This is a genomic window from Brevundimonas sp. UBA7506 (assembly GCF_002479495.1).
In the GTDB taxonomy this organism is placed as follows: domain Bacteria; phylum Pseudomonadota; class Alphaproteobacteria; order Caulobacterales; family Caulobacteraceae; genus Brevundimonas.
This window is the reverse complement of sequence record NZ_DLNQ01000005.1, coordinates 783,272-798,381: the sequence shown is the minus strand read 5'-3', so window position 1 is coordinate 798,381 and position 15,110 is coordinate 783,272. Positions and strand designations below refer to the sequence as shown.

At 67.3% G+C, this 15,110-nt stretch carries 16 protein-coding genes; 7 read left to right on the top strand and 9 right to left on the bottom strand.

What is annotated here, in order from left to right:
* Positions 1–81: 81 nt before the first annotated feature.
* From B3K53_RS05825 to B3K53_RS05805, 5 genes are all read right to left on the bottom strand, one after another.
* Positions 82–2,298 (bottom strand): GumC family protein, encoded by a 2,217-nt coding sequence (locus B3K53_RS05825; protein WP_292083176.1) that lies wholly within the window; start codon positions 2,296–2,298, stop codon positions 82–84.
* A gap of 33 nt (positions 2,299–2,331) precedes the next feature.
* Entirely contained in the window at positions 2,332–3,600 is a 1,269-nt protein-coding gene (locus B3K53_RS05820; protein ID WP_292083175.1) for an outer membrane beta-barrel protein, read from the bottom strand.
* Positions 3,601–3,631: 31 nt separating this feature from the next.
* A complete protein-coding gene (locus B3K53_RS05815; protein ID WP_292083174.1) occupies positions 3,632–3,967 on the bottom strand; it encodes a hypothetical protein in 336 nt (111 codons plus the stop codon).
* Between the two features lie 615 nt (positions 3,968–4,582).
* Positions 4,583–5,131 (bottom strand): hypothetical protein, encoded by a 549-nt coding sequence (locus B3K53_RS05810; RefSeq protein WP_292083173.1) that lies wholly within the window; start codon positions 5,129–5,131, stop codon positions 4,583–4,585.
* An 8-nt stretch (positions 5,132–5,139) separates the two neighbouring features.
* Entirely contained in the window at positions 5,140–5,904 is a 765-nt protein-coding gene (locus B3K53_RS05805; RefSeq protein ID WP_292083172.1) for a transglutaminase-like cysteine peptidase, read from the bottom strand.
* 141 nt (positions 5,905–6,045) lie between these two features.
* Between B3K53_RS05805 and B3K53_RS05800 the strand changes: the two genes are divergently transcribed.
* The 3 genes from B3K53_RS05800 to B3K53_RS05790 all read left to right on the top strand — a co-directional run bounded on the left by B3K53_RS05800 (position 6,046) and on the right by B3K53_RS05790 (position 8,559).
* Entirely contained in the window at positions 6,046–6,627 is a 582-nt protein-coding gene (locus tag B3K53_RS05800) for a polysaccharide biosynthesis/export family protein (RefSeq protein ID WP_292083171.1), read from the top strand.
* A 3-nt stretch (positions 6,628–6,630) separates the two neighbouring features.
* Positions 6,631–7,443 carry a metallophosphoesterase gene (locus B3K53_RS05795; protein WP_292083170.1) on the top strand — a complete coding sequence of 271 codons (813 nt, stop codon included), beginning with the start codon at positions 6,631–6,633 and terminating at the stop codon, positions 7,441–7,443.
* A gap of 63 nt (positions 7,444–7,506) precedes the next feature.
* Entirely contained in the window at positions 7,507–8,559 is a 1,053-nt protein-coding gene (locus tag B3K53_RS05790; protein WP_292083169.1) for a cell wall hydrolase, read from the top strand.
* 1 nt (position 8,560) lies between these two features.
* Here the strand turns inward: B3K53_RS05790 and B3K53_RS05785 are convergent, their stop codons facing one another.
* Positions 8,561–8,713, bottom strand: coding sequence for a hypothetical protein (locus tag B3K53_RS05785; RefSeq protein WP_292083168.1), 153 nt, complete (start codon positions 8,711–8,713; stop codon positions 8,561–8,563).
* A gap of 207 nt (positions 8,714–8,920) precedes the next feature.
* Between B3K53_RS05785 and B3K53_RS05780 the strand changes: the two genes are divergently transcribed.
* Together B3K53_RS05780 and B3K53_RS05775 are read left to right on the top strand one after the other, a co-directional pair.
* Positions 8,921–9,841 (top strand): glycosyltransferase family 2 protein, encoded by a 921-nt coding sequence (locus tag B3K53_RS05780; RefSeq protein ID WP_292083167.1) that lies wholly within the window; start codon positions 8,921–8,923, stop codon positions 9,839–9,841.
* A gap of 1 nt (position 9,842) precedes the next feature.
* Positions 9,843–11,357 carry an oligosaccharide flippase family protein gene (locus B3K53_RS05775; RefSeq protein WP_292083166.1) on the top strand — a complete coding sequence of 505 codons (1,515 nt, stop codon included), beginning with the start codon at positions 9,843–9,845 and terminating at the stop codon, positions 11,355–11,357.
* Here the strand turns inward: B3K53_RS05775 and B3K53_RS05770 are convergent.
* Complete coding sequence (locus B3K53_RS05770; RefSeq protein WP_292083165.1) at positions 11,311–12,315, bottom strand: glycosyltransferase family 2 protein; 1,005 nt, start codon at positions 12,313–12,315, stop codon at positions 11,311–11,313. The two genes, B3K53_RS05775 and B3K53_RS05770, sit on opposite strands and share 47 nt — an antisense overlap.
* A 113-nt stretch (positions 12,316–12,428) precedes the next feature.
* Here B3K53_RS05770 and B3K53_RS05765 point away from each other — a divergent pair, with 113 nt between their 5' ends.
* Together B3K53_RS05765 and B3K53_RS05760 are read left to right on the top strand one after the other, a co-directional pair.
* The gene (locus tag B3K53_RS05765) at positions 12,429–13,250 is read left to right on the top strand and encodes a hypothetical protein (RefSeq protein WP_292083164.1); all 822 of its coding nucleotides are present in this window, start codon (positions 12,429–12,431) and stop codon (positions 13,248–13,250) included.
* A 96-nt stretch (positions 13,251–13,346) separates the two neighbouring features.
* A complete protein-coding gene (locus tag B3K53_RS05760; protein WP_292083163.1) occupies positions 13,347–13,544 on the top strand; it encodes a hypothetical protein in 198 nt (65 codons plus the stop codon).
* A 7-nt stretch (positions 13,545–13,551) separates the two neighbouring features.
* Here B3K53_RS05760 and B3K53_RS05755 read toward each other — a convergent pair whose 3' ends face one another.
* Together B3K53_RS05755 and B3K53_RS05750 are read right to left on the bottom strand one after the other, a co-directional pair.
* The gene (locus tag B3K53_RS05755; protein WP_292083162.1) at positions 13,552–14,139 is read right to left on the bottom strand and encodes an acyltransferase; all 588 of its coding nucleotides are present in this window, start codon (positions 14,137–14,139) and stop codon (positions 13,552–13,554) included.
* Positions 14,136–15,107 carry an NAD-dependent epimerase/dehydratase family protein gene (locus B3K53_RS05750; protein WP_292083161.1) on the bottom strand — a complete coding sequence of 324 codons (972 nt, stop codon included), beginning with the start codon at positions 15,105–15,107 and terminating at the stop codon, positions 14,136–14,138. Before B3K53_RS05750 ends, B3K53_RS05755 begins: the two co-directional genes overlap by 4 nt.
* Between the last annotated feature and the right edge of the window lie 3 nt (positions 15,108–15,110).

Below are 15,110 nucleotides of genomic sequence, written 5' to 3'. Positions count from 1 at the left end.
ACGGCAGGGGCGAGAAGGGCGTACTCGATCCAGGCTGAGCGGCTGGACCTGGCGCTGCCCGCCGCGCCCCTGTGACCCGCCTCAAGCGGCGTAATAGTTCTTGTAGCTGGAGTAGTAATAGCCCGGGTCTCCATAGCCGTAGCGGGCCTGTTCGTTGACATCGACCTGGGTCAGGACGACGCCGGCGATAGTGGCGTCCGATGACCGAAGCGCCTGGAGCGCCGCCTCGGCCGCCTTGGCGGGGGTCTTGCGCCAGCGCATCAGGAAGACGACGGCGTCCGACTGGCTGGCCAGGACGCGAGTCTCGGCGATGGCGAGCAGGGGAGCGGTGTCGAGGATCACCAGATCGAACTGCTGGCGCAACTGCTTGAGCAGGTTGTCCATGGCCGGGGTGTTGAACACCTCGTGCGGGGTGAACTCGCGCTTGGCCAAGGGCAGGATCCAGGCGCCCGAAGCTTCGTCCAGCAGCATGGTCTCCTTGAGCGTGGCCGACCCTTCGAGCACGTCGAGCAGGCCCTTGTCGGCGCTGACGCCCAGCAGGCGGCTGACGTTGCGGCGACGGATGTCGCAGTCCACGACCAGGACGCGCGATCCGGCCTGGGCCGCCGAAATCGCCAGGCAGACCGAGGTGGTCGTCTTGCCCTCGCCGGGCAGGGCGGAGGCCACCGCCACGACCTTCACCGCCTGTCCGAGGCGGGCGTAGAGGATGGAGGTCCGCAGGCCGCGAAACGCCTCGGCGAAACCGGACAGCGGGCGGCTCAGCAGATAGTCGGTCGGCGGCATGTGCCGATCCTTGCGCTCGGCGATCGACATCAGCAGGGGCACGGAACCCAGCGTCGGCAGACCCAGACGGGCCTCCACGTCGTCGGCCGTCAGCAGGCCGTCGTCGAGCATCTCGGTCAGCACCACGGCGGCCAGCCCCGCGCCGATCGCGAAGATCAGGCCGAAGACGAGATTGACCGGGATGTTGGGCGAACTGGGCGAGCCGGGCGCCTTGGCGGCGGCGATGATGCGGCTGTCGGCGGTTTCGATGCCCGCGCGCGAGGTGGTTTCCTGGTAGCGGTCCAGCAGCCCCTTGTAGAGGGTCCGCACGGCTTCGGCGTTGCGTTCCAGTTCATTCAGGCGAACCGAGGCGGCGTTGTTGCCGGCCAGGGCGCCGCGCGCACGGCCGATGCTGCTCTGGACCGAGTTGGTGCGGTCGCGCGCGACCTGGACCCGGGCCTCCAGATTGGAGATGACACGCTGGATTTCGGCCTGGATCTGGCCGTCGATGGCGGCCAGTTCCTGCTGGGCGCGAAGCATCTCTGGGTGGCGCGGGCCATAGCGGGCCTGAAGGTCCGCGACGCGGGCGGTGACGACGGCGCGCTGGGCGCGAAGTTGACCGACCACGTTGGATTGCAGCGCCTCGCCGACGTCGTCGCCGCTGGACCCGCGCGCCAGCTGGCTGCGCGCGGCGCGCAGGCGGGCTTCCTCGGCCGCCTGTTCCGCCTGGGTGGTGGCCAGCTGTTGGTTGTAGCTGGAGATTTCCTGCTCGGTCAGGGTCGCGCCGGATGAGGTCAGCAGGTTGTTGGCGGTGCGGTACTGCTCAACCGCCGCCTCCGCCGCCAGGACCTCGCCGCGAAGTTGGTTCAATCGCGTGTCGAGGAAGCTGTTGGCCTGGTTGTTGGCGGCGTACTTGGCTCCGATCTGGTTCTGGACGTAGGTCTCGGCATAGGCGTTGGCGATCTGGGCCGCCTTTTCCGGGTTCAGCGACGTATAGGCGATGACGATGATGTAGGTCAGGCCCGCGCGGCGCACCGCCAGGCCGCCCTGCAGCGCCGAAGCCGCGCGTTCGCGGCCTTCGCGGATTTCGGCGGGCGTTCGGGGCGGCGACGGCGGGGCGGTCGAGCGGCCCTGCAGGCGGGACAGCAGGGCGCTGAAGCCGCTGTCGGGCCGCAGGGCCCAGTTGAATTCGGGATCGCGTTCGAGCTGGAGTTTCTCGACGACCTGTCGCGCCAGGTCGCGCGACTGAAGCACCTCGACCTCGGAATCGATGACGCCGGATTCGGCGGGCAGGTTGGACAGCACCGCCTTGGTGTCGACCACCTGCTCCTGCCGGGTGTTCAGCATGACCTGGGCCTGCGCCGTGTAGCGCGGGGTGGTGCGGGCGGTGATGACCAGGGCCGCCAGGAAGACAATGAGCACGATGGCGGCGAAGAGGCGCAGGCGCCGACGGAAGACGGCCAGCAGGTTCCTCAATCCGAAGGTCTCGGAGGGAGGCTTGGAGAAGGCGGCCGGAGCTTCAATCGTCGTGGACATGAGGGGCCGTACAGTCTGTTCCTGGGCTGCCCGTTAGTATTGGGCGACAAGCGAGAGCACGAAGCGGTGGGTGTTGAAGTCGTTGGTTCGGTCGAACCCGGAGGAGCGGCGGTTCTCGAAATCGTAGGCGGCGGTGACGCCCAGCCGCCGGTTGAGCAGATAGGTGGCGCGCACGCCGCCGAACCAACGGTCGTTCTGGCGGTCGATGGCGTCGAAATCTTCCTGGGCGAAGCCGGCCCGCGCTTCGACGATGACGTTGCGACGAAGCTCGTAATCCGCCGTCAGCTGGACCGTGGACGACAGATAGCCGCCGGACCCGGGCACGCCGGAATCGCCGACAGACCGGTCTGCGTTCAGACCCAGGGTCAGAAGCTGGGTAGGGAAGTATTCCAGGCGAACCCGGGTGCTCAGGCCGCTGGTTGAACCATAGAGCGGATCGTCGAATGACTGATCCAGATAGCCGACGCCCGCTTCGCCCCGAATGAGATTGGTGAGCTCGAAATCGACGCCGACGATGGCGTTGACCCCGCTGGAATCCCGCTTGGGCGTCAGGGCCGTCCCGGCGGCGTCATAGGACCGGTCGTTGAATGACACCCGCGCGAATACCGCCGTCGCGGGACTGACGGCGTAGTCAGCCCGGCCAGTGATCTCATAGGTGGTCTGGTCGCGATCAGACTGCGGCACCGGAACCCCGGCAAGCGTGACCCCGTCGTGATAGTCGTAGGAGCGGACGTCGCCGCGTCCGGAAAACCGCAGGCGATTGAAGGAGTGGCTTCCAGTCACATAGGCCTGCGCCCGGTTGTAGCGAATGGGCTCGGCGATCGACTGAGGCGAGTTGGACGAGGTGCGGGGCTCGACTTCGCGAGCATAGTCCATGCCGCCGCCCAGATTGGTGCGACGGCGCAGATCGAGGCGCCCGGCGGTCCCTACCGACCAGGTTTGATAATTCTCGCTGCCGTAGCTGGCTGACCAGGTCGATTGGCCTTTGGCGAAGGCGGTCAGCGAATGACGAGACCAGTCGGACTCGACCTCGACGCCCGGGGCGAGTCTGATGAGGGTGTCTGACTGTTCGTCGGTGTCCGTGGCGAAGATATTGCTGTCGTAGCCGACGTCGGCCTGGATGCGGGGATAGGCGCGGAAGGAGCCCCAGCGCACGCCGAGAGCCTCATACTCCGGGTGGGGCCGATCCTTCACCGAGACGTTGCGGTCGCGTGCGAAATAGTCGGTCTGGGCCTGGGCGCTCACCGACGGCAAAGCCAGAGCGCCGCCCGTCGCCAGCACGGTGAGCAGTCGAAGTTTCATGCGGTCCCCCATGTTCATGCCTGTGCAGGTGTCAGTTGCCGCGTCGGTAGTCTGATCCGCCGCCGCCGCTGGTCGGCGGAGGGACGCCCGGGCCGGCGATGCCGCCATTGCCGCCCGTCGCGCCGGGGCCTTGCAGTCCGGCGCCCACCGCCATCGAGACGCGGTTCAGGCCCTCGCAGCCGACATGGCTCCAGGTCTGATCGTCGCGCAGCAGGCAGTGTTCCCGCGCCATGGCCAGCCGCAGGGCGGCCTGCACCACCATGGGATCGGCGCCGCTGGCGCTGATGACGTCTTCGACCGCCTGGGACACGGCCAGTTCGATCTCGCTGCTGTCGCGACCCCGGTTGTTTTCGATCGCAGCCGCCATGGCCGCCCTGATCCGAGCGGTCAGGGCTTCCACTTCGGGAGAGGGTTGATCGGATGGCGCCGGGGCCTGTTGCGCGGGTGTCGAGGTCGCGGCGGGGGTCGCCAAGCAAAAGGCGACGATGGCGAACAAGCAGGTATGTTTCATCGTCATTCTCGATCTCGGCGGTGCAAAGGAAAATTTCGCATGAAACTGTCCGATCGATGGTGTCTGACGTCTTTTACCTACTCAAAAAAGGTCGTTTATACTCATTTATTTGATATAATGATTGTTCTGATCTAGGCGTATTCGTTCCGTATCATGGGCTTTATCATTCATGAAGCTTCAAGAATTCAGGAAGCGGTGGATCGGTAGTTGTGACCCGGCAACGGAAAGCAGTATCGATGACTCCAGGCTAGAAGGCGTGAGCGAACGGCGACCGACGACCAAACAATCGTCCGTTCGGCAACCGGTACGCTTGAGGCCAAAATATGTTCCAGAGTCGGACAGCGACCTGCGTCGCGAGGGAATTCGCCGGGCCTTGTCACGGGCCATGATCGCCGTGGCGGTCTTCTTCGTCGCCTTGGTCGTCCTGGGCGTCATCCTGGACTATCTGCCCGCCTATCTGCGGACCTATGTCTATGATCGCTGACGCGTCGCGCCGGTCAGATCCGTCTCTGTCCTGAGCCGCGAGAAGGCGATGAAGGCGATCATTCGTCCGCGCGGATTTCGGATGGTCGACGGCAGATCCCTGAGCGCCCAGCCGTGGCGCGGGAAGACGGCGGCCAGTTCATTCATCGCCTTGCCTTGCAGGGCCGGAGACAGGGCGTCCCAGTTTTCAAAGAGGAAGCTCAGCCGCCACCGTGTCAGTTCGGGGCCGAGCGGCTCCAGCTCGTAAGAGCGCAACACATGGGCCTGTGCACGCTCGGACAGGGGCGACTGACGGGCCCGATCGATGTAGGCCAGGCGCAGCCAGGCCGAGGCGTCGCTTGGGCGCTGGGCGATGTAGTCGTCGGTCAGTCTGGTCGCCCGCCGAAGGTCTTCGGACGCGGGGACGGGCGCTTGCAACCCTTCGACGGCTGCGGCCTCCTGGCGGTCGAGGGGGAGGGGGCCGATCGACCCCATCAGGCCCAAGAGCGCCAGAGCCAGTGCGAACAGACTGATCGATCCGGGCAGCCAGACGGCCATGCGCCGGCTCACTCGGTGGCGACGTGCACCCATGTCAGCATCTGGCCCGGCGCCTGGCGTTCGCGCCATGTCAGTCTGGCCTCCGTCCAATGCACCACCCAGGGGGTGAGATTGTCGAGAACGTATTCCCCCTGATCCGTGGCGACAAGGAGAACGGCGTGGCTCAGCCCCGTCCGCGTCGTGACCAGGGCGATGGACAGGGCCTCGGCGGGGACGCCCTGCGCGATCAGGCGTTCGCGCTTGGTCAGAGCGAAGTCCTCGCAGTCGCCAACGGGCCTGGCGCGGCCGGTCGCACGCGGGATCGTCCAGTAGTCGGCCTGTCGATAGGCGCGCAGATCGTCCTCGGCGCGAAGGGCGGCGTTGACCTCGGCGTTGACCGCCGTCACCGCGCTCCACTGGGGGCTGCGCCGCTCGACAAGCGCGCCACTGGTTGTCGTCGTAGGGCGACGAGGCTCGACCTCGGCTGGCTGGCGAGCGGATCCTGACACCAGTGAGGTGGCGCCCGGCGGCGATGCCTGATGCGAGCGGTCAAACAACTGTCGCCAGTAGACTCGCGCCGCCGCCTGGATCAGGACCTCGACATCCGCGACCGTCGAGCCGGGTGTGCGGCAGGCCTCTGGATCACGGCGGCAGTAGTCGATCACCCCCGCAGGCGGGGCCGCTTCGGCGCCCAGGGGCATGGCTGAACGAGGCTGGGCGCAGGCGGGGGCCGCCGCCACGCATAGGGCGATGAACGCCGACGACGGCGCGAGCCGGAAACTGGGTCGCGACATTCCTTCGAGCCCTGCACAGATGGGTGATCGCGACGTTGCGGCTGCGGTCGTCAAGATTCCGTAAGCTGACTCGTCCGAAATTTTGAACGCGAAACCTGCTGCGTCGTTAGAAGCGAAGCTGTGCAGACTGGGAAGGCCGACATGATCTCTCGTCGTCTGGTGTTGCTGACCTTGCCGGTCCTCGGTCTGTCGGGGTGCGCGACCGCGGCGCCCTTGAGCGCGGGCGAGACCTCCGGGGCTTCCGGGTCAAGCGATCGCGTGGTCGAGGACTATCGTCTGGGGGCGGGTGACAAGGTCCGCGTCAATGTCTTCGGCGAGCAGGCGCTGACCGGCGAGTTTCAGGTCAGCGGCGCCGGGATGATATCCCTTCCCCTGATCGGCGACATCCGGGCGGCGGGTCTGACGGTGGCCGAGTTTCAGCGCTCGGTCGAGGAGGGTTTGAAGCAGGGCTATCTGCTGGATCCCAAGGTCAGCGCCGAGGTTCTGACCTATCGGCCCTTCTTCGTCCTGGGGGAGGTCGGGGCGCCCGGCACCTATCCTTACAGCACGGGACTGACAGTGTTGAACGCGGTCGCGACGGCCGGGGGCTTCACCTATCGCGCCGACACCAAGCGGGTTTTCATCCGTCGCGCCGGCGGCGGAGACGAAGAGGTCTATCGCCTGACCACAGGCACCATGGTGGCCCCTGGCGACACGATCCGGATCGGAGAACGGTTCTTCTGAGCGATGTTCTTCAGCGCACGCCCCAGAATTGCGGATGACCTGTCGCAGCGCGGCGTGCCTTCGGACACCCTGATATGGGCGATAGGCGACGTGCACGGTCAGGCGGATTTGCTGGCCTGTCTGACGCGGGCGATCGTCACAGACCTGGGCCAGAGCGCCTGCAGGCGGCGGATTTTGCTGCTGGTCGGCGACTATGTCGACCGTGGGCTTCAGTCGCGCGAGGTGATCCAGCACGTTCTCGACCTGGAAGCTGAGCTGGAGGCTGAGGGAGGCGAGGTCGTCTGCCTCAAGGGCAATCACGAGGAACTGCTGCTGAGATTTCTCGAGGATTCCGCGATCGGTCCCGACTGGGCGGCGCTGGGCGGCAAGGAGACGCTGATCTCCTATGGGGTGGAGCCACCGCCCCTGGGTGCGAAGTCGGATCAGTGGCAGCGCGCCTCCACCGCCCTGCTGGAGCACATGCCCAGGGACCATCTCGAGTTTCTGCGCTGCCTGCACATCTCGGTGACGCTGGGGGACTTTCACTTCGTCCATGCCGGGGTCAGGCCTGGCGTTCCGCTGGAGCAGCAGACCGAAGCGGATGCCCTGTGGATCCGCGACGCTTTTCTGGCCGATGAGACGGCTCTGCCCAAGGTGGTGGTCCACGGTCACACCCCGGTTCACGAGGTTCACGTCGATCATCGGCGGATCTGCATCGACACCGGCGCCTATGCGACCGGCGTGCTCAGCGCCCTTCGGCTTGAGAGCCGGACCCGGATGCTCATGCGCGCCGAGCGCAAGGGGAGGGAACTCGGACTGTCCTTCGGGCGATTGTAGTGGTTGAGACGGCGTCGCTTGGCGTGACCTTGGCGGTCTGACAGGGCGTCGGGAGGGAGAAGGGTGGAGGAGCACGCAAGGGCTTTGGCCGCCTATGGCGGAGAAGTGTGGCGGCGCGGTCTGGCGACGGCTGCGGTGCTTGCCCTGCTGGCGGCGACCGTCTTCATCGGCCAGAGCGTGCTTCAGGCCTGGAATGAGCGCCATCTGCGGGTGTTTCACCCCATCGCCGGTCTGGACTACGAGCGGCCCCTGGTCGACGTCGCCGCCACCACGCCCGACAATCCCGTGCCGATGGCGTTCCAGAAGATCAGCGCCAATGACGCCTACCGCTACAACGCCTCCGTTCCGGTGGTTTCGGGCGCGCTGGCGACGGCGCGCCCCTTCTTTCTGCCGGTGATGGCGGGGGTCAGCAACGAGCGCGCCCTCTATTGCCTGACGGCCGCCGTCTATTACGAGGCGGCGTCCGAGAGCGCCGCGGGTCAGCAGGCCGTCGCCCAGGTGGTTTTGAACCGGGTGCGCCATCCGGCCTTCGCCAACAGCGTCTGCGGGGTCGTCTTTTCGGGATCGCAGAGGGCGACGGGATGCCAATTCACCTTCACCTGCGACGGGGCCATGGCGCGTCGGCCCAGCATCGCCGGCTGGGCGCGGGCGCGTTCGGTCGCCCAGGCCGCATTGAATGGCTACGTTTATCCGGGCGTCGGCACGGCGACCCACTATCACACCCTGTGGGTAGCCCCTTACTGGAGCCCGTCGCTGACCAAGGTGGCCAATATCGGCGCCCATACCTTCTATCGGTGGAAGGGCGGCAACGGCCTGCCGGCGGCCTTCACGTCGCGATACGCCGGCTTCGAGCCCGCGCCGACGCCGGGCGGGCGGGCCGAGGTCGTGCTGGCTGCGGCGGTTCCGGCCCCGGTCGAGGTGCTGGACGTGACCCCGGCCAAGTCGACCCTGCCGCCGCCCCAGGAAGCGGCGTCGATCCCTGCGCCGCCGATCATTCCAGCCCCGCTGCCGACGGTCGTCGTGGAGGAGGCGCCGGTTGTCGCCGCTCCGCCGCCGCCTCAGGTTCTTGTCGAGAATGACCGGCCCCGGCGTCGGATCGCCAAGCCCAGCTGGTAGGTCAGAAGAGCATCCAGATGACCGTGATGATCCCGGCCCAGAGCACGATCGAAGACGCGACCACGAACGCCAGCGTCCGGCGGGCGGACCAACGGGGTTCGGCCGGTCTAGGTTCGGCGCACGGCGTCGATGTCGGCAGGGAGGAGGCGGTCACCGAGGTTTCCTCTGGCGTGTGCGGATCAATCGAACGTAACGCCGCCTTGCGGCCTGTTTGGGGTTCGTATCTGTTCAAGGTGCGACAGGCGGCAGGGGCGAGACCTTATGAAGTCGTCTCCCTGCCTAGGGAGATTCTTCTCCCCTCGCCAATCAGGCGGGTGCATCCCTTACCGCGTCCCCGACGCCTGTCAGCCTCGGGGTTCAGATGACGGATTGCTCCATCATCGTCTGCACGCGCAATCGCCTCGAAGCGCTTCAGCCCTGCCTTGCATCGATCATTCAGGCCGTCGGCGCTGCGGATGACGCCCGGTGCGAAATCGTCGTCATCGACAATGGCTCGACCGATGACACGGCGCGATGGGCTGCCGACTATCTGTCGCAAGCGGCCGTGGCCTTTCGTGTCGAGCGAGAAGAGCGGCCGGGTCTCGCGGCGGCGCGGAATGCGGGCGTCCGCTGCGCCTCGGGCCGCATCCTGGTTTTCACGGACGACGATTGCCGTCTGACGCCGGACTATGTGCGCAAGGCCCTGCATTATCATGCGGCGGATGCGGCGCCGGTGATGCGGGGCGGGCGGGTGGATCTGGGCGACGCCAGAGACCTGCCTTTCACCGTGATCGCCGACCCGCGTCCACGGCGCTACGATCCGGAGCAGAAGACCCAGAATCTGGGCGGCTTCATCCTGGGCTGCAACATGAGCGCGCCCAAGGCCCTGCTTGAAGCCGTCGGGGCGTTCGACGAGCGTTTCGGCGTCGGCGCGCCATTCCGGGCGGCGGAGGACACGGACTACCTGTACCGCATCCATCTGGCCGGCTTCGGCGTCGAATACGTCCCGGACATGGTGATCCGCCACCATCACGGCCGCCGCAGCGTCGGTGAACTGCGCCGGGTCATCGACTACTACAACGAAGGGGAGGGGGCGATTTACGCCAAATACCTGTTCGGCCCCCGCGCCTTCTTCCGTCAGCTGCGGTGGGATCTCCGCGACGCCCTGGCCGAGACGCTGATGCGGCGGCCGATCCGGGACGTCTTCGGCGTGGGCAAGCTGACCAAGTTGAGGTCGAACGCCGTGGGCTTTTGGCGCTACCTGACCTACCCCGGCGTAGGTCCCGAGCGGCCAGGTTTCTGAGATGACGCCTGCCCCGAACGTGACCTCGAAACCCGGCGCCCTGGGCCGCACCACGGTCGGCGGGGTGGCCTGGCTGCTGGCCCAGACCCTGGCCAATCGCGGCGTCGGGGTGATCAGCCAGATCGCCCTGGCCTGGCTGCTGATCCCGGCGGACTTCGGTCAGTTCGGCCTGGCCCTGTCCATCGTCCTGGTGGTGGGGCCGCTGACCAGCTTCGGCGTGGACGACGTCCTTCTGCAACGGTCGGCCAGGTCGCGCGTCTGGGCGCCGCCGGCCTTCTGGACCGGCCTGATTGCGGGGCTGGTCAGCATGATGTTGGTTCTGATCGCGGCGCCCTTCCTGGGCGAGGCCTATCGCGCGCCCCGGATCGTCGGCGTCATGGCGGTGCTGGCTGTCGCCATTCCGGTGGCCTCGCTGTCCACGGTGCCGATGGTGACCCTTCGCGCCCAGCTTCGCTTCAAGACCCTGGCCTGTATCGGCACGGCCGAGTTCGCGGGTCAGCAGGCCCTGACCGTGGCCCTGGCGGCGGCGGGGATGGGAGCCTACGCCTTCGCCATTCCGGCCTTGGCGGTGGCGGCGATCAAGGCGGCGGTGCTGTGGCGCATGGCGCGACCGTCCTTGAAAGTGGGGCGTCTCGGTCTGTTCCGGCTGCTGGCTCAGCGCGGCGGTTCGGTCTTCCTGTCGCGCATCCTGATCGCCCTGAGACATCAGGGGGACGTCGCCATCCTGGGGCTGTTCGCCACCCAGGTTCAGGTCGGGCTCTACTTCTTCGCCCTGCGGATCGCGGCCCAGCCGGTCCAGATGTTCGCCGGCAGCCTGAACACGGTCCTGTTTCCCGCCCTGGTGCATCTGAGCGGCGACCGCCCGCGCCAGCTGGCGGCCTCGCTCAATGCGGCGCGGACCCTGGCCTTCCTGATCACCCCCATCTGCTTCATGCAGGCGGCGGTGGCCGAGCCCCTGCTGACCCTGCTGTTCGGCGCCAAGTGGGCCGGCGCGGTCCTGCCGATCCAGTTTCTCAGTCTCGGTCTGGCCTTCGACGGCGTCGCCTGGGTGGCTGGAGCGCTGTTGACCGCGCGGGGCCATTTCAGACTGGGGGCCATCTACAACGCCGTCATGCTGGCGATCTTCGTCGCGGTCGTTCTGACGAGTTCGCTCCCAGGTCGCGCCGCCTATGCCGCCCTGGCCGTGGGGGGATTCTATGCCGTCGTGCCGCCCGCCTATTCATGGCTGGTGTTCCGCCGATACGGCGCCGCGTCGAGCGACATCCTCGGTCTCTACTTCAGGCCGACCTTGATCGCGGGCGCGGCGGTCGGGACGGCATGGGCCGTGTCGCGTCTGGGGCCGTGGGGCGCGGACCCCTTCTGGACCTGCGCGGTGGTCGGACTGGTCGGCGTCGCCCTATATGCAGGCCTGACGCGCTGGTTGATGGCCGACCTGTTCGCCCAGACCCTGGCAAGGCTGCTGGGACGATTCAGCCGTCCGGGCCGGATCGCCGTCGCCGTGCCTGATCGGCCATGAAGGCGTCGAAGGCCGTGTCCGACCGCCCCAGCAGCCGGATGGCCAGACCGCGCAGGCTCAGGTTTATGACCTGCTTGAGCGGCAGTATGGATAGAGCCTGCGGCCCGGCCAGAAGCGCCTTGGTCAGGCCCTTCGCCCGGTCGATGCGGCTGGCCGGAAAGTCCGGCAGGCTCAGGTAATCACGGCGGCGTTCAGCCCCAGCCAGTCGCCAGGCCTGTCGCTGCAGCCTCTGGGTCCGGTGCTTAAGGTCCAGTTCGCGGCGCAGATAGGAGGCCTTGTTCCCCACGTCGCGGGTCGTCTGCTCGCCGTTCTCGGCCCACACGGCCAGCGGCTCCATGGCGACCAGGATGGGTTCGCTCACCGCGAAGGTTCGCATGTATTCCTGGCTGGTCGCGGTGCAGGGGCCGATCTCCAGCGCGCTCCTCACATCTCGCGTCCAGAACAGACCGCCGTTGGAGACGCCGATCCCGGTCAGCAGGACCAGCCGAAACAGATCCGGTTCGTACAGCCCCTCGATGAGCTGACCGTCCAGCACCCCGCCGTCGCTCAGGCGCGCCTGAGCCGTGCCGCTGGCCAGTTCGACGAACTGATTGCGCAGGATCAGCTCGACCTTGCGCGTCCGGCACAGGTCGATGTTCCGTTCCATGAACGGCGGCAGCAGAGAGTTGTCGTCTTCAACCACGCAGAAATAGTCGGCGTCATTCGGGTTGGCGGCCGAGAAGCACTGGTCGATGTTGGCCGAGGCGAACTTGCGCGGTCGGTTGGCTGTATAACGGATGCGCGGGTCGTTCAGGGCCGCGCAGACCGCGCGCCCGCTCTCGTCGGGATCGTCGTCGAAGACATCGCAGATCCAGTCGGTCCAGGTCTGGGCCAGCAGAGACTCCAGACAGCGCTTCAGCGCGACGGGGCGTCGGTAGGTCGGCGTCCGTACCTGAACCCGTCCTCCGTTCCGCTCCACCCGGATGCTCCCTCAAGCCTGATCGGATCATCGGCGCGCATGACGCCGTTATCAACATGGCTGGCGTCGAAACCTGTTCAGGCGGATAGTTGGCGCGGGGCTCAGGAGACGCCATGAGGCCGCACTCGCCTGCGTTGAGAAGCCTGTTGCGCTTCGCCCTGGTCACGCCCCTGTGTGGGCTGGCGTCTTTCGCGCGGCGATCCTCACGGCAGGATACGGGGGCTTCATCAGCCTCCGCCGCGCTGATCCCGACGCCGATGGACCGCGCCTTGCCGGACTGGCGCGGCGTGACTCTGCGGGTCAATCGCTGGCGCACCCACCCGTTTAATCCCTCGTACTGGAGCGAACCCAAGCTGGGTCCCTATGCCTGGAGCCCGCGCAATGCGCTGGTTTCTGACGGCGCCTTGAAGCTGCGCGTCAGCGAAAGGGCGTCCGGTCAGATTCAGGCCTGGGATCGGGCCTTCGCCACCCGCGCCCTGTGGGAGGTGGACGTCACCTTGCCGGCCATGGCGCCCGGCCTGATCGCCGCGCCGCTGTGGACCTACAACCGCACGACGCTGGAAGAGAGCGACTTCGAGGTCGTCGGCGTCAAAGGCCTGTTCGTGACGCTGTGGGCCAAGGTCGGCGGCCGGCACGTCGCTGTCTGGGACAACGGCGGGGCGCCGATCATTCCGGGCGACCTGTCAGGACGGCGGCTGCGCCTAGGCATGGCCTATGAGGCCGGGCGCGCGGTCGTCTATTTCGTCAACGGACGCGAGGTCGCCCGCGTGACCCCGGCGGACACTCGCGACGGACGCTTTCCGACCGGACCGCAGAAGGCCTATCTGGACCTCTGGGTCGCCGCGGGTCTGGATCCTGGCTGGGCGGGGGTCTGGCGCCCCATGCCCGATGGGCGGCGGCTTGAAATGGTGGTCCACGGCTATCGCCAGGCCTGAACGCGACAAGCAGGAATTTCAGGGTTTTATCGGGAACCGGCGTTCTTCGTGCGCGTCTAACTTGATAGGGTGTGCATTCAGGAGCGGGCGCGGGTCATGTCGTCCAAGGATATCGCGGATTTCGCCATTGAACTGAGGTTCGAACCGGTCGCGGACTGGCTGTGGGCCGTCATCGACGCCGAGGGCTTGACCCTGACCTCAGGCAGTTCGACGTCGCGAACCCTGGCCTGGCGAACCGCGACGCGCGCGGCCGAAACCCTGCAGCAGGCGCGTCAGCCGTCCCAGGGACGGTAAGCGCAGCCTATTCGATGGTCTTGATGTAGCGGGCGGGCACGCCGCCCCACAGTTCGCCGGCAGGCACTTCCCCACGCACCACGCTGCCGGCGGCGATCACCGCATTGTCGCCGATGCGGGCTCCCGGCAGGATGGTGCAGTTCGCTCCGATCCAGACGTTGGCGCCGATCTCCACGCCGCATTTGACGTCGTCCCAGGGCGTATGAAAGCGCGGCACGCCCGGCTCGATCCTGTGATTGGCGGCGACCAGCACGCAATGCTGGCCGATGCCGGAGCGATCGCCGACGCGGATGACGCCGCCCGCCGCGCGGATATTACAGCCGGTCGAGATGACGACGGCGTCGCCGAGGACCAGCCCGCCTTCGACCGGGCTGTGCCTGGCATGACGTTGCACCAGCACCTCGGTGAAGGCGTAGACCCGCACCCCCTGGCCCAGCTGGATGGCGTCGACGTCGCGGTAGCCGTAGTCCCAGATCACGGTCGGGTCGCTGAACAGCGTCGGGTTCCGCAAACGGACGCGCAGGGCCAAGAGCCATCGTGTCGCGCGCAGGCGACAGTCGCCCACCAGCACCTTGAGCAAGCCTCCACGGCTCATGTCGTCGTCTCCAGGGTCAGCGCCTCGCGATGCCAGGCGATGGTCCGGGCCAGGCCCTCGTCCAGCGAGACCCGAGGTCGCCAGCCCAGTTGTGCGCGCGCCAGCGCCGCGTCTCCGGCCAGATCGAAGATCTCGGTCGCCCGTTCCGGAGCGCCGCCAATGTCGAGCAGGGCGGTCGCGTCCACCATTCCGGCGATCCGGGTCGCGATATCGCGGATGGCATGGCCCTCGCCGCTGGCGATGTTGAAGACGGCGCCGCGCAAGCTGTCATGCCTGTCTGCTGCGGCGACGGCGGCGCTGACGAAGTCGTCCACGTGCAGCAGATCACGGCGCTGCCGCCCTTCAGTCAGGGTGAAGCGCCGCCCGCGCAGCAGGGCGTGGATCAGGCCGGGGATCAGGAAATCGCTCGACTGGTCCGGGCCATAGATCAGGGTGGGGCGCAGGGTGACGACGGCGAAGGGCAGGTGCGGCTGCATCATCTGGCCCAGATGCGTTCCCGCCGTCTGGGCGAAGGAGTAGGGCGAGCATGGGGCTTCACGCTGGCTTTCCACGAAGGGCGCGGGCCCGGCGCCGTACTCCTCCAGTCCGCCCGTGCGCACAAGACAGCCCAGCTCCGGCGCCGCTTCGCGCGCGGCCTGCAGCAGGTTCATCAGTCCGCCAATCCCGTTTGTGGCGGCGCGCTCGACGCTGGCCCAATCGCCGGAGAAGGCCCGCAGGCTGGTGTCGCCCGCCAGGTGAAAGATCGCCTCGGGCCGGGCGCCCCGACAGGCGGCCCGCAGCGAGGCGGCGTCGGCCATGTCGCCGGTCCAGACGGTCAGGCGGCCGGCGATGTCGCGCAGCCGCCGAAACTCGCTGTCGGGCCGCGCCAGCACATGCACCTCGTGCCCCTGCGTCAGCAGGCGACGCGTCAGGTGCGACCCCAGAAAGCCCGTGGCGCCGGTGACCAGAACCGAACCCCCCGCCGCCATGGG